Annotated in this window: 11 protein-coding genes; 9 read left to right on the top strand and 2 right to left on the bottom strand. The window is 33.2% G+C overall.

Features of this window, described 5'->3' with window-relative positions; all coding sequences use genetic code 11:
* Positions 1 to 1,584 carry a L,D-transpeptidase family protein gene (locus HYN86_RS08280; RefSeq protein WP_113677611.1) on the top strand — a complete coding sequence of 528 codons (1,584 nt, stop codon included), beginning with the start codon at positions 1 to 3 and terminating at the stop codon, positions 1,582 to 1,584.
* Here the strand turns inward: HYN86_RS08280 and HYN86_RS08275 are convergent.
* A complete protein-coding gene (locus HYN86_RS08275; protein WP_113677610.1) occupies positions 1,573 to 2,298 on the bottom strand; it encodes a murein L,D-transpeptidase catalytic domain family protein in 726 nt (241 codons plus the stop codon). The two genes, HYN86_RS08280 and HYN86_RS08275, sit on opposite strands and share 12 nt — an antisense overlap.
* A gap of 298 nt (positions 2,299 to 2,596) precedes the next feature.
* Here HYN86_RS08275 and HYN86_RS08270 point away from each other — a divergent pair, with 298 nt between their 5' ends.
* Together HYN86_RS08270 and gpmI are read left to right on the top strand one after the other, a co-directional pair.
* Positions 2,597 to 5,026, top strand: a complete 2,430-nt coding sequence (locus HYN86_RS08270) for a DUF5916 domain-containing protein (protein ID WP_113677609.1) — start codon at positions 2,597 to 2,599, stop codon at positions 5,024 to 5,026.
* A 141-nt stretch (positions 5,027 to 5,167) separates the two neighbouring features.
* Positions 5,168 to 6,685, top strand: coding sequence for a 2,3-bisphosphoglycerate-independent phosphoglycerate mutase (gpmI, locus tag HYN86_RS08265; RefSeq protein ID WP_113677608.1), 1,518 nt, complete (start codon positions 5,168 to 5,170; stop codon positions 6,683 to 6,685).
* 206 nt (positions 6,686 to 6,891) lie between these two features.
* Here the strand turns inward: gpmI and HYN86_RS08260 are convergent, their stop codons facing one another.
* A complete protein-coding gene (locus HYN86_RS08260; protein ID WP_113677607.1) occupies positions 6,892 to 8,145 on the bottom strand; it encodes a DUF445 domain-containing protein in 1,254 nt (417 codons plus the stop codon).
* 255 nt (positions 8,146 to 8,400) lie between these two features.
* Here HYN86_RS08260 and map point away from each other — a divergent pair, with 255 nt between their 5' ends.
* The 6 genes from map to apaG all read left to right on the top strand — a co-directional run bounded on the left by map (position 8,401) and on the right by apaG (position 15,331).
* On the top strand, positions 8,401 to 9,219 hold the full coding sequence (gene map / locus HYN86_RS08255; RefSeq protein ID WP_095953445.1) for a type I methionyl aminopeptidase: 819 nt from the start codon (positions 8,401 to 8,403) through the stop codon (positions 9,217 to 9,219).
* A gap of 70 nt (positions 9,220 to 9,289) precedes the next feature.
* Positions 9,290 to 9,694 carry a GxxExxY protein gene (locus HYN86_RS08250; RefSeq protein WP_113677606.1) on the top strand — a complete coding sequence of 135 codons (405 nt, stop codon included), beginning with the start codon at positions 9,290 to 9,292 and terminating at the stop codon, positions 9,692 to 9,694.
* A 40-nt stretch (positions 9,695 to 9,734) separates the two neighbouring features.
* A complete protein-coding gene (locus HYN86_RS08245) occupies positions 9,735 to 10,508 on the top strand; it encodes a class I SAM-dependent methyltransferase (RefSeq protein ID WP_057117668.1) in 774 nt (257 codons plus the stop codon).
* Between the two features lie 121 nt (positions 10,509 to 10,629).
* On the top strand, positions 10,630 to 13,530 hold the full coding sequence (locus HYN86_RS08240; protein ID WP_113679886.1) for a DEAD/DEAH box helicase: 2,901 nt from the start codon (positions 10,630 to 10,632) through the stop codon (positions 13,528 to 13,530).
* A gap of 75 nt (positions 13,531 to 13,605) precedes the next feature.
* Positions 13,606 to 14,865 carry a type IX secretion system plug protein gene (locus tag HYN86_RS08235; RefSeq protein WP_113677605.1) on the top strand — a complete coding sequence of 420 codons (1,260 nt, stop codon included), beginning with the start codon at positions 13,606 to 13,608 and terminating at the stop codon, positions 14,863 to 14,865.
* A gap of 79 nt (positions 14,866 to 14,944) precedes the next feature.
* Complete coding sequence (apaG, locus tag HYN86_RS08230; protein WP_008467225.1) at positions 14,945 to 15,331, top strand: Co2+/Mg2+ efflux protein ApaG; 387 nt, start codon at positions 14,945 to 14,947, stop codon at positions 15,329 to 15,331.
* The last annotated feature ends 140 nt before the right edge of the window (positions 15,332 to 15,471 follow it).

Genomic DNA, 15,471 nt, shown 5'->3' with positions numbered 1-15,471 from the left:
ATGAAAAAACTTTACTTCGTATTAGTAATATCCTTTTTTTTGGGATGTAAAAAAGACACCCCAAAACCTGCCCCCGCCATCAAAAAAACGGTGCCGGCAATTATACTTACTGACGAAAGAAAAGTTGAAATAGATACAGCTTTAATTGGCACTTTTAAAAGCGAAACATTAAAACAATTTTATATCGCATCTGAAAACAAAACGGTCTGGGGAAACCTTGAAAAGAGAACTTATGTTTTATCTCAATTACAAAAATCGGACGAATTAGGCTTAGAACCAGAAGATTACAAAGCATCTCAGCTAAAAAAGTTTGAAGACAAAGTTAGTTCTCTCAGTGATTCTGACTTAGCTACTTATGACATATTATTGACTTACAATTTTGAAAAATATCTCAATCATTTACACAAAGGAAAACTGGATCCCAAGAAAATCTATACCAATTGGGATCTAGAAGAAAAAGTATTGGATATAAATTCTGTTCTAATAAAAGCTTTCAACAGAAACAAACTCGACAGTATTGTCGAAAATATTCAGCCAAAAACACAAACCTACAAACAGCTTTTGAAAGCACTGGAAATAATAAATACATTTCCAGATGATGATATAAAAAACATCGAATCTGTCGAAAAAATCACTTTAAACGATACGAATTCCGCCTTAGTGAAAATTAAAAAAAAGCTGTTGTTTTGGAAAGATATGACTGGAAAAGACAGTCTTACAAAAATTTACGACAAAAAAACTTTCGAAGCAGTTAAGAAGTTTCAAGAAAGACACGGACTTGCTTCTGATGGCGTTATTGGCGCTGGAACAATCAGTGCTTTAAATTATACTAAAGAAAGAAGAAGGAACCAGATTATTGCCAATTTGGAAAGATGGAGATGGTATCCTAATGAATTATCGGAAAACTATTTTATTATAAATATTCCTGATTACAGCTTGAATGTTGTTGAAAATCAAGACACGACCTTAGTTAGAAATGTTGTTGTAGGGACTAGTAAAAGAAGAACTCCTATTATTACTTCGTTTTTAAAAACAGTTGTTTTTAATCCGACTTGGACGGTACCTCCTACTATTTTAAAAGAGGATGTTGTTCCTGCTATGAAACGTAACCGAAATTATTTAGCTAAAAAAAACATTACCATTTATGATTCGTCTGGAAATGTTGTCGATCCGATTGCTTGGAATGAAAACAAACCCAATAGATATCGCTATGTACAAAGTCCTGGAAGCTCGAATTCGCTGGGATTAATGAAAATATTATTTCCAAATCATCATAGTGTTTATCTGCACGATACCAATCACCGTAACATTTTTGGCCGCAGCAACCGTTCTATGAGCTCAGGCTGTGTGCGTGTTGAAAATCCTTTGGAGCTTGCACAGCATATTTTGGATGTGGATGGCAACTGGCCTCAAGATCGAATTGATACTATCATTGCTTCTAAAAAAACCATGAGTTTTAAAATCACAAAAAAATATGATTTATACCAATGGTATTGGACAGCTTGGAGCAAAAAAAATCAGCTCCTTTTTAGAGCTGATATTTATAATCTAGATTCGGATTTATATGATAAACTAAGAAATTAGTCGCTCTTCCATCGCGAAACTTCTAGATGGATGATAGATATATAAACACGATTTGTCTTTTATTAACTGAATTATTTCACTTGTCATTTCTACTGGAAGAGCAGGACAACCTTGGCTTCTTCCTAATCTTTTATGGTTTCTGATGAATGATTCAGATACATAATCTGCTCCGTGCATAACAACACCTCTTTGACGTGCGTTGTCGTTTACACCATCTTCTAAACCATCTAAACGTAGAGAAGCACCATGTTTTCCCTGATATATTTCGCCAGTAGCATAAAAGCCTAAACTGCTTTTAAATGAAGAATTTAGATTTGAAAATGCAGATGCAAACTCTTCTCCAGTATTTCTTCCGTGAGCTACAAGTGAATTAAACAAGATTTTATTAGTTGTCAAATCAATTACCCACAAACGTTTTGTGTTTGATGACATACTAAAGTCGATTAACGTTAAAATGTTTTTCTTGATAACTCCTTTTTCTTTCAACAAATAAAATCCTTTTAAAGCTTCCGAGAAAGTTTTAAGTTCCGGCATTTTAAAGTTGTTAGAATTTAAAGTGTTATAAACGCTTTCAATCTTTGAATCAACTGTTACTTTTTCAACTTTAGCAATTGATTTTACGACAGCGTTTGTTTTAAGGTCGGTAGTGTTTTTTGAATCTTTTCCAAAAGATAACAGCAAAAACACAAATAGCGGATAGATTTTGTAAATCATTGAATTTCTTTAGGTTAAACAAAAACTTGGGTATGGCAAAAATATAAATAATTCATTCCTTGCAAAATATAATCCTGATTTTCAGGCCTTTTTTACTTAAACTTTAACATTATTAACATAAAAACGCTGGTTATGTAAGATTTCTTCTTACGCTAAAAATCATAACATTTTTGCCTTTTTTCTTAAAAAAAGCTGAATAAAATGGAAATCTTGAAACGAAAACTGTAACAAGTAGAACAAAAATTAGTCTATTGTTTCTATATTAAAGTAATTTTGGACATTGTTTGCCATCAATTTCATGAAAAAAATAATTCTATTCGGTTTTCTATTTACTGCCTTGTGCGGTTACAGTCAAAAAAAAGCAATTCAGGCGCAGGTAACTTCACAGTATATTTCTATTGACGGAAAACTAGATGAACCAGCATGGGAAAATGCACCGATCGCTTCGGATTTTATTATGCTGGAACCAGACAACGGGAAATCTATTCCTTTTGAAAAAAGAACAGAAGTTAAAGTTCTTTATAATAATGATGCGATTTACATCGGCGCTATGATGTATGATGATGAACCTTCTAAAATTTTAAAAGAAATCTCGCAGCGGGATAACTTTGGAACCGCAGATCTTTTTGGTGTTTTTATAAATGGTTTTAATGATGGTCAGCAAGATTTTATGTTTTATGTTTCTGCTGCAGATGTTCAGGGTGACTGCATTATGACCGATGCAAATGGCGAAGATTATTCGTGGGACGCTGTTTGGATCAGTAAAGCTGCTGTAAAAGAAAATGGATGGGTTGTCGAAATTAAAATACCATATTCAGCATTACGTTTTTCTGCAGAAAACAAACAAACTTGGGGAATCAATTTTTTTAGGGAAGTAAAACGTGATCGCTTTAAATACACTTGGAATTTTATAGACAGTAAAATAGGAACTTTTACACAGCAGGCGGGAACTTTAGAAGGAATCGAAAATATAAAACCTCCTACTCGATTGTTTTTGATGCCTTATGCGTCTTATTATTTAAATGCTGCAGACGGACAAAAAACCTACGGAACTCTTAAGGGAGGAATGGATATCAAGTACGGAATTAACGATGCTTTTACTATTGATGCTATTTTAATTCCTGATTTTGGGCAAACAAAATATGACGATCAGATTTTAAATCTCGGTCCTTTTGAACAGCAGTTTAACGAAAACAGAGCTTTTTTTACAGAAGGAACAGATTTATTCAGCAAAGGAAATATGTTTTATTCCAGAAGAATCGGAGGCGCGCCGTCAACCGAGCCTTCATTAAATGAAAACGAAGAAATAATCGAATTACCCTCAGCTGTAAATCTTGTAAACGCTTTAAAGGTTTCGGGAAGAACCAAAAACGGCTTAGGAATTGGAGTTTTAAATGCTGTTACAGAAAAAACTTTTGCCGGAATAAGAGACACAATCACTGGCGAAAGTAGACGCGAAATCGTAGAACCACTTACCAATTACAATGTTTTGGTTTTGGATCAGCGTTTTCGTAAAAATTCATCTGTGACATTTATTAATACCAATGTCAGCCGCAATGGGCATTTTAGAGACGCGAATGTTACCGGATTGGCTTGGGATTTAAATACAAAAGCAAATACGTATAGTTTGTTTGGAAATACCAAATACAGCTTTATAAATGATGTGGAAGATAAAAAGGGATTTTATTCTACCATAAGTCTTGCAGAAACCAGTGGAAACTATAGATACAGCATCGGATCTGATTTTGTAACGAAAGACTACGATCCTAACGATCTCGGAATTAATTTCTACACCAACTATTATAATTTTTACGGGAATGCTAATTATAGAATTCTAAATCCTACTAAAAAGTTCAACACGTTTAGAATCAACTATAATATGTATACGGAATTCAATAAGGAATCTGGAAAATTGCAGGATAACAGTATCAATGCTAATTTGAATTTGACAACAGTCAAAAATAATTATTACGGGACTGGAATTACTTTCTATCCTCTAGAAATTTACGATTATTACGAACCGCGTGCTGAGAACAGATATGTTACTATTCCAAGAAAAATAGAAACATGGGGAAGTATTTCAACAAACTACAACCATAAATTTGCCATAGACTTAAACGGAACTTTTAATGTTTTTGATGAATCTGAAAGAATTACTTATGGATTTGACATTGGGCCGAGATATCGTTTCAGCGACAAACTTTTATTGACTTATTTCTTTAGTTACCTCAGAAAAAATAACAATAAAGGTTATATCGACCAAATTGATGCCGATGATAATGGCAACACTCCAAACGAAATCATTTTTGCCAACAGAAATGTTATTACGTATTCTAATACTTTAGGAGGTAAATATGCCGTAAACAGCGCCATGACAATTAATCTGTCTGTTCGACAATATTGGTCTTATGCCGATAATAAAAATATTCTTCTTTTGGAACCAGACGGAGATTTAAATCCGTATCCGCAATACACAACCAATAAAAATTCCAGTTTTTATTCTTGGAATGCCGATTTATCATTTTCTTGGTGGTTTGCTCCTGGAAGCCAGCTTTCTGCTTTATACAGAAACAATGCATCTAATTTTGAACGAATTATTGATAAAGATTTCAAACATAATGTTTCTGGACTTCTAAATAATGATGCATTAAAACACATCTTTTCAGTAAGCGTGAAATATTTTATTGACTATAATGCTGTCAAAAATAAACTCGGAAAAAGAGCTTAGCGTGAATTAATTTTAAAAAATAAAGACTTCTATAATTAAATTACTATTTTTTATAAGACTTCATTTTATTAAACATAAATGTAACAAAGCTTTCTTTGCCAATTTTATAAATGACTTATCTTTGTAGAAAACAAAAAAGTAATGAACAAAAAAGTTATCCTTATGATTTTAGATGGTTGGGGAAAATCTCCTGACCCTAAAGTATCTGCAATAGACAATGCAAATGTTCCTTTTATAAACAGTCTTTACAAAAATTACCCAAGCGCACAGCTTAGAACCGACGGTTTAAATGTTGGTTTACCAGAAGGGCAAATGGGGAACAGCGAGGTTGGACACATGAATCTTGGTGCCGGAAGAATTGTTTATCAGGATTTAGCAAAAATAAACTTAGCCGTAGAACATAAAACTTTAGCAAAAGAACAAGTTTTAATTGATGCTTTTACTTATGCTAAAAACAATAATAAAAAAGTACACTTTTTAGGATTAGTTTCAGATGGTGGTGTTCACTCACATACTTCACACCTTCGTGGGTTAATCGATGCTTCTCAAGAATATGGTTTAGACCAAGTTTACGTGCACGCCTTTACAGACGGACGTGACGTTGATCCTAAATCTGGAGCAAAATACATTCATGATTTAGAAGATTATATCAAAGATACTCCTGTAAAAATTGCTTCGATCATTGGCCGTTACTATTCAATGGATCGTGACAGACGCTGGGAACGTATTAAATTAGCATACGATTTAGTAGTTAACGGAATCGGAATTCCGTCTACAAATCCTGTAGCAAGTGTTCTTGACAGCTACGCACATGAAGTTACAGACGAATTTATTGCTCCAGTTGTAATTGTGGATGAAGAGCAAAAACCTCTAGCTACAATTGTTGAAGGTGATGTTGTTATCTTCTTTAACTTTAGAACAGACAGAGGTCGTGAACTTACAGAAGCACTTTCGCAACAAGACTTTCACGAGCAGAATATGCATAAACTAAACTTGTATTATGTAACTTTGACAAACTACGACGAAACTTACCAAAATGTAAAAGTGGTTTACAATAAAGATAATATTACCGAAACCCTTGGTGAAGTTTTAGAAAAAGCTGGTAAAAAACAAATTAGAATTGCTGAGACAGAGAAATATCCGCACGTAACATTTTTCTTTTCTGGCGGTAGAGAAACTCCTTTTGAAGGTGAATCTAGAATTTTAAGAAATTCTCCAAAAGTTGCCACTTACGATTTACAGCCAGAAATGAGTGCTTACGAATTGGCAGACGCACTTGTTCCTGAATTAAATAAAGGTGAAGTTGATTTCGTTTGCTTGAACTTTGCAAATGGTGACATGGTTGGGCATACTGGAATTATGGAAGCCGCAATTAGAGCTTGTGAAGCAGTAGATGCTTGTGCCAAAAGAGTTATTGAAGCTGCTCTTGCTAACGATTATACTACAATTGTAATTGCCGATCACGGAAACTGCGAAACTATGATCAATCCTGATGGATCTCCAAATACAGCACACACAACAAACCCAGTGCCGATTATTTTGGTTGACAAACAATTAAAAACCATTCAAGATGGTGTTTTAGGTGACATCGCCCCTACCATTTTAGAATTAATGGGAGTACAGCAGCCAAATGCTATGACTTGTCATTCGCTTTTGTAGAAAATATTTTTCTTTATATAAAAATAGGCGAATTCTAAAGAATTCGCCTATTTTATTTTTATGCATTTTTTGTCATTTCGATCCCGAGGCTTCGGGATCGAAATCTCCGTTAGAAGCTCTACAAAGATTGGCTTCTCGCTGCGGAGTTACTTGCGGAGATTTCTCCTTCGTCGAAATGACAAAACTGTTCAAACTTCTTGATAATCTTAGACAATAAAATAATGATAAACCTGCTCCACACCATAAATTATTAGTCCAATAATTCCGCCCACTAAAGTTCCGTTGATTCTGATATATTGCAGGTCTTTACCGATTTCCAGTTCTAATTTTTCCGAAACTTCTTTTCCGTCCCAAGATTTTACGGTCGACGAAATCAAATCTCCAATTACTTTTTTATTATTCAAAAGAATCGAAAGTAAATCATTTTTAATAAAATTATTGATCTTATTAATCATGACTTGATCTTCTTGAATTCCGTTTCCAAAGGTTTGAATTAAATTTGAAATGCTGTTTTTTATAGAAGATTCATCTCCTTTACTTAAATCATTTGTTATGGAGAGTTTTATTTCATCCCAAATTCCATTAATATAATCTTGCACTTCTTTTTTTCCAACAAAACCCAAAATCATATCGTTGATTTTAACCCTCATTTCTTCTGAATTTTTTACTTTTTCCAGAAAGTCAAAAATATACTCATCTATCTTTAGGCGAACTGCACTTTCCGGCTTCTTTGCTTCATCTAAAAAATCTTGCAAACCATTAAAAACACCTTCAGTAATACTTTTATCCGCCAATCCGAAACTTAAAAATGGTGTTGAAGCCTTTACTTTTTGTCTTATTAAGTCTTTATTATTGGTCAATTCGCTGCTCATTACCTCAAGAAGATTGGTCAGCATTTGATTTTTCAAATCTCCTTTCTGCAACGGTTCTAGTGCAACCGCAACCCAATTTCCAAAATTTATTCCTTCCATTTTCGCTGCAAATTGAACCTGAATAAATCTTTTTACATCTTCATCTTTTATCGTTCTTAAAATCCCTGGAATGATATTGACTGCAACTGCATCGGCAATTTTATTCGCATTTTCTGTCTGCGAAAGCCAGTCTGATGCTTTGTTTGCAAAATTGAATTCATCTAGTTTGATTTCTAACTTTTCACGATTCAAAAATTCTTCCGAAACAAAATTTCCAAGATTTTCTCCTATCTCGTTTTTCTTAGTCGGAATAATTGCCGTGTGCCAAATCGGAATTCCCAATGGATGACGAAATAGTGCAACAACCGCAAACCAATCGGCGATTCCTCCCACCATTGCAGCTTCGCTAAAAGCCTGAAGCATTGGGATTTTAAAATAAATAGCAATTATGAAGAGTAAAACTGCAACACCTAAAAGTGCCAGTGCATTTCTCTTCATTCTTTTCAGAGCCTTTACTTTTGATATATCTTGATCTATAGTAGTTTCCATGATTACAAAACGTTTTTACTACTAATTTAGGGCTTTTTAGCGAGATATTAAAGCAAAAAAAGTCTGCCAGCAATTCACCAATTTCCACGAATTATAATTTTACTGAATTATTCAACAATATTCAATTAGTGGAAATTTGTAAAATTCGTGACGAAAAAAAATATGACCTCCTAGAAAACTTAATTTTCAGCATAAAATTTTACTTAAAAAATAATATTAAAAATTGTACTTTTGCGAACTGAAAATGGGAAAAATATGATTATCCAAAAAACTAGGGAGGAAATCGAATTAATGCGCGAAAGTGCACTAATCGTATCAAAAACATTAGGAATGATTGCTTCTGAAATTAAAGAAGGAGTTACTACATTATATCTTGACAAATTAGCCGAAGAATTTATTCGTGATCACGGTGCTGTTCCAAGTTTTTTGGGACTGTATGATTTCCCGAATTCTCTTTGCATGAGCCCAAATGCTCAGGTTGTTCATGGTATTCCTAACAATGTTCCACTAAAAAATGGTGATGTAATTTCGGTTGACTGCGGTGCTTTTAAAAATGGTTATCACGGAGATCACGCTTACAGTTTTGAGATTGGCGAAGTTGCTCCAGAAGTAAAGAAACTTTTAAGAGTTACTAAAGAATCTCTTTACGTTGGGATTAGAGAATTTAAAGCTGGAAATCGCGTTGAAGATGTTGGAAATGCGATTCAAAAATATACAGAAGCTCACGGTTACGGAGTTGTTCGTGAATTGGTTGGACATGGTGTTGGTCAAAAAATGCACGAAGAGCCAGAAATGCCAAATTACGGAAAACGCGGACGCGGTAAACTTTTTGTTGAAGGAATGGTTGTTGCCATTGAACCTATGATCAACATGGGAACAAGAAACATCAAACAATTAAAAGACGGCTGGACAATCTTAACTGCTGACGGAAAACCAAGTGCACATTTCGAGCACGACGTAGCTTTAATTGACGGAAAACCAGAATTATTATCGACTTTCCAATACATCTACAAAGCTCTAGGAATCGAGAGCAATGAAGAAGATGAATTTAGACAAGTGCCATTAGTATTGTAAGAGCTATTCCACAGAGATTCACAAAGATATACGCCGAGATTCACAAAAAATTTTTTACACGCCTTTTAAAATGTATTCTCAAAATTTAGTCATTCAACATGAACTAGATTCCATTTCATACAAAATTATTGGTTTAGCAATTGAAGTTCATAGACAATTAGGCCCTGGCTTATTAGAATCTGCTTATCAGGAATGTTTGTATTATGAGATTAAGAATTCTGGCTTAATTGTTGAAAAACAAAAAGCTTTGCCTATAATCTATAAAGACATAAAATTAGACCACGGATATAGAATTGATTTACTGATAGAAAATAAAATAGCAATTGAATTAAAAACTGTTGAAGCTTTTACTGATGTCCATTTTGCGCAAATACTAACATATTTGAAACTCGGAAATTATCCATTAGGATTACTTATTAATTTTGATTCAAAAATATTAAAAAACAACATAAAAAGATTTATAAACACTTTGTGAAGCTCTGCGCTTACTTTGTGTAACTCTGCGAAAAAGCCCCATGAAAAAACTTTTCAAATTAGTACTTAATACCATTCCTCGCCCATTATTAATTCGTTTGAGTTATGTGGCGCGTCCTATTTTAGCTTTCTCTTTAAGAGGAGATAAATTTACAGATCCAATTGACGGCAGAAGCTTTAAATCTTTTTTACCTTACGGATATGGGAAACAACGTAACAATGTACTTTCGCCAAGCACACTTTCGTTAGAAAGACACCGCTTGCTGTGGTTGTATTTAAACGATCAGACTGATTTTTTTACAGCACCAAAAAAAGTGCTTCATTTTGCGCCGGAACAAGCTTTTTATAAATTATTCCGCAAGCAGAAAAATCTGGATTACACCACAACAGATTTGTTTTCGCCTCTTGCAGATGTAAAAGCAGATATTTGTAACCTTCCTTTTAAAGACAATGAATATGATGTCATTTTATGTAACCACGTTTTAGAACATATTCCAGATGATACAAAAGCGATGCAGGAATTATTCCGCGTTTTAAAACCAGGCGGAATGGCGATTTTACAAATTCCACAAGATTTAAACCGTGAAGTTACTTTCGCAGATGATTCGATTACAGATCAAAAAGAACGCGCTAGAATATTTGGCCAATACGATCACGTTCGTATTTACGGACGCGATTATTTCGACAAATTAAGAAGCATTGGCTTTATCGTAATTGAAGAAGATTACACCAATAAAATTGCACCGGAATTGGTTGAAAAATATTGTTTAGCAAAAGGCGAAATTATTCCCCTTTGCTTTAAACCTGAAAACTAAACCATTTTTCAACATATAACTGACATAAGTTCATTTAAAAAGTTTTCAAAATAGCAATAATTTGAAAACTTTTTACTTTTATAAGCCTTTACAAAAATACAACCCAACCAAACCTGAAATCTTGAAACCTACAAAATCATTTCAATTTTGCTTTGACATCAGCTTTGAAAAAAACCTGAATACTTTTCTTCCAACAGCTTATATCGTTGAAGATATTGATGAAATTAAATATTTAAATAAAAAGGCAACCACTGGAGTTATAGAAAGCTTCGGAATTGCTTTTGAAGATTTAGATTCTAATACCAAAAAGATACTTACAGCCTGCGAATCTTTAAAACCAGAATTCATTTTTAAAAAATTCAGTGCCAAAATCAAATCGGCGAAGACAATTATTGATTTACAAAAAGATTCTAAAATTGATTTTGCGATCCGTCAGCATTTAAAATTCCATTTAAGTTCATTTTACAATCTGATAGTTCATGAACAATTTCCATTGTCTCTTAACATCGGACCTGAAAAGGATTTTTACCGCTCAAGAGTTGCTGTTAATTCTTTATTTTTTGAACCTCAAATTCAATTCGACAAACATTCAGAAGGCATTACTTATACCCTTTCTTTAAAAGAAAACGAAACGGCTTTTTTACCAATGAATAACAATATTGATATTCTTTTGGATGAGCCGGGCTGGTTGGTTGTCAATAAAAAACTAGGACAGCTAAAGGAGCTTAACGCTAAAAAACTGATGCCTTTTTTAAAGAAAAATTCAATTGAAATTCCATCAAAATTAGTGGATGATTACTTTAAAAGTTTTATTCCAGAAATAGCCAAAAAAATAGATATTGACGCAACTGGTTTTGAAATTGAAAATCGCGATAAAATTATTTCGTGCACGATTCAGCCCGTTCATGACTTCTTTAAAAACTGTTATTATCTTAATCTTTACTTCGATTATGACGGTTATTGTTTTGATGCTTCTAAAACAAAAAAATCACATTCGTTTGTTGATTTCAGTATTACCAATCAGCCTAAAATTATTCAATATAAAAGAAGTACAGGAGAGACTTTTTACACAGAAAAATTAGAAGAACTTGGTTTAAGCGTAATTAAAAATGAATTCTACGGATTGAATTCAGAAATCGAAAATCCGGATCCTTTTCTGAATATCCAATTTGTTATTGACCATAAGGAAGAACTTGAAAATCTAGGATTCACAATTCAGAATTTAAAAGTCGAAAGCAAAGAAATCATTACAGAAAACCATATAGTTTCTGCATCAAAAGACACCAATGGAGATTGGTTTGACATCAAGATAATCATTACAATTGGAACTTATAAGATTAATTTCAGCGAAATTATTCCGAATATAAAAAGTAAAGAAAGACTCTTTCAGCTGCCAGACGGAAATTATTTTCTGATTCCTTTAGAATGGTTCAGCAAATATGGTTCTATGGCTAAACTGGCCAAAACGGAAAACGGAAAACTGCTTTTGCGCAAAAGTAATTTCACTGCTTTGGATGCAATTCCAGAAATCAAAGATGATGTGACCTACCAGGCCGAATATAAATCTTCAGATTTGTTAAAAGCAACTTTAAGACCGTATCAAATTGACGGCGTAAAATGGCTTTTGGGGCATTTCAATTCGAATCTAGGTGCGTGCCTAGCCGATGACATGGGACTTGGAAAGACTTTACAGACTTTAGCCGTTTTGGTTGCTGTACAAGAACAACTAGGATTTACCACAAAAACCAGCAATTTTGATTTGTTTGCCAACGAAACCACAATCGAAAGAGAACCGCTTAAAGCTTTGATTATTTTACCTTCTTCATTGGTTTTTAACTGGTACAATGAAGCGGGAAAATTCACGCCTCATTTTTCAAAAATGCAGTATGTGGGTAATGATAGAAAACAATTAGCGCATCGATTAGCGTCGACCGATTTAATTTTTACAAGTTACAGCATCATTCATCGTGATATTTCGGTTTTAGAAAAGTACGATTTTCGTTATTTAATTTTAGACGAAAGTCAATACATTAAAAATAAAAATTCTAAAAATTTTAAAGCGATAAACAAAATAAGCACAGGTCACAAAATTGCATTAAGCGGTACTCCTATCGAAAATTCACTTGACGATTTATGGTCGCAGATGCAGTTTATAAATCCTGATATTTTGGGAACTTATAATTTTTTCGCAGAAAATTTTAAAATCCCGATTGAGAAAAAACAAAATGAAGAAGTTTTATCTGAATTGAAAAATCTCGTTCAGCCTTATATTTTGAGACGAACCAAAGAACAGGTTTTAAAAGATTTACCAGAATTATCTGAGCAGATTTATTACTGCGATATGGATCCTGAACAGGAAAAATTATACGAAAAAGAAAAATCGAAAGCGCGTAATTTTTTATTAAAAACAGATGGTTCAAGTCCAGATAAAATCAGTATTATCAATACATTGATGAAGTTGAGACAATTGAGCAACCACCCAAAAATGGTAGATCAGGAATCGGAAATTGATTCTGGAAAATATATTGCTACAACCAATTATCTGGAGAATTTAGTTAAAGCAAAACAAAAAGTGATCATTTTCAGTTCGTTTGTTACCAATTTGAATTTTTATACCGATTGGTGCAAAGAAAACAAAATAGGGTATTGCGAAATTACAGGCGAAACTCCAGCGAGTAAAAGAGAACAGCAAGTCAATTTATTTCAGGAAAAAGAAAACCCATTACTGTTTTTCATCTCGCTGAAAGCTGGAGGTGTTGGTTTAAACATCACGAAAGCTTCGTATGTTTTGTTCTTAGATCCTTGGTGGAATCCTTTTGCTGAAAAGCAAGGAATAGGCAGAGCGCATCGCATTGGGCAGTTAAATAAAGTAAATGTGATTCGATTTATTTCGAAAAATACAGTTGAAGAAAAAATAATCAAATTACAGGAAAACAAAAAACTGCTCTCGGATTCCCTTTTGGAAGAAAGTTATATTAATGATGAGATTGAAGCAAATTTAGATTACATTCTGAATTCTTAAAATCCGCAATCCAATAATTGGCATCTTATTACGTTTAATAAAATTGTTATATTTACAATCTTACAACGTAATAAGATGTCAAAATTTTTATACACAAGCTTTGTTCTGCTTTTTCTTTTAGTTTCGGCGAAAGCCCAGGAAACCCAAACTGAAATCGTTCCTCCATACAATATTAAAACTGTTACTTTTGTACAAAATGGAAATAATGTAGTTCCTATATTTGAATTAGGATCAACATTCGAATTTCAATTTGACGATTTGTTTGCAAGTGAAGCTAATTATTATTTTGAAGTTATTCATTGTGACTATAATTGGAGACCAACTGACATTCCTAAAACAGATTATATCAGCGGTTTAGACAATCAAAGAATTACCGATTACTCGAATTCTTTTAACACACTGCAGATTTATTCGCATTACAGACTGCCTTTTCCAAATCAGTTTACTACTCAATTAAGACTTTCAGGAAATTATATGCTGAGAATCCTTAATGAGGACAGAGAAATTGTTCTTTCAAGAAAATTTATTTTATTCGAGAATCATTCCACAGTTACCGCTCAGGTAAAGCGCAGCCGCAACCTTACTAATATCGATCATAAACAAAATCTTGACTTTGCAATTTTGTCGAATGATATTACTTTTCAAACACCTTTGCAGAATGTAAAAGTGCTTTTACTGCAAAATGGAAACTTTCAAACGGCAATAAAAAATATTGTTCCTCAATATACAATTGGCAATCAGCTTATTTATAAATACGACAAAGAAACGCAGTTTTGGGGTGGCAATGAATTTTTATATTTTGAAAACAAGGACATTCGCGCAGCCAATAATAATGTTGGCCGTGTAGGCGCTAATAATGATATTTACAATGCCTATTTGTACACCAATGCGGCAAGAGGAAATCAGATTTACACCAATTACGAAGATGTAAACGGGAATTTTGTCGTTAAAAACATCAATGCTTCTAACAATGCTATCGAGGCAGATTATGCATGGGTTTATTTTTCGCTTTCTGCACCAGCCTTTCAAATAAACAAAGACATTTATATTACGGGAATGTTCAATAATTATAGTCTTTCTCCAGAATATAAAATGGACTACAATACAGAAAAAGGAGTTTTTGAAAAAGCGGTAATGATCAAGCAGGGATTTACAAATTTCCAATACACCGCAGCGGATAAAAAAGGTGTTATCGATTTTGAAAATGCTGTTGACGGAAACTTTTATCAAACTGAAAATGAGTATACAATTTTGGTGTATTACAAGGAAGCAACCGATCGTTATCAGCGTGTTATTGGAAAGGGAAATGCAAACTCTATTAATATAGTCAACTAAAACAAATGTTAAGGTTCTAGATTAAATGATTTTTTTTTGTAGCTTTGCCATATAACACTCACATATATACGGCTTTAGTATGGTTTCTCAGATAACAAGAGGCATAAAAATATCTGTTTTGACTAGTTTTGAAGGTACTTACTTCAAAAACTACAAGATTCATTTTGCTTTTAGTTATGTAGTTACAATTGAAAACCACAGTAAAGATTCTGTACAGCTGACTTCACGTCACTGGGAAATTTTCGATTCTCTAAATGACTTAGAAGTAGTAGATGGCGAAGGTGTAATTGGCAAAAAACCAGTTTTAAAACCTGGCGAAAACCATACTTACAGTTCAGGTTGTTTATTATCATCTCCTTATGGTGCTATGAAAGGTCATTTTAATATGATCAATTTTACTACTACAAAAACATTCAAAGTTATTGTTCCTACATTTAGAATGTGTGCTCCTTTTGCTTTAAATTAAGGCATAGTCTGACACTATCTTTTTTATCGTTATCTTAATCATAAAATTGTCAATTTTTTAATTTATCCTTTGTACTTTTGTGCAGCGTTAGATTATTCGTAACAAATCAAATATTCTAACATTTAAATTATCTAATAATC

Source organism: Flavobacterium fluviale (assembly GCF_003312915.1).
In the GTDB taxonomy this organism is placed as follows: domain Bacteria; phylum Bacteroidota; class Bacteroidia; order Flavobacteriales; family Flavobacteriaceae; genus Flavobacterium; species Flavobacterium fluviale.
Note: the sequence above shows the minus strand (reverse complement) of the source record. Positions and strands in the feature narration are given on the sequence as shown.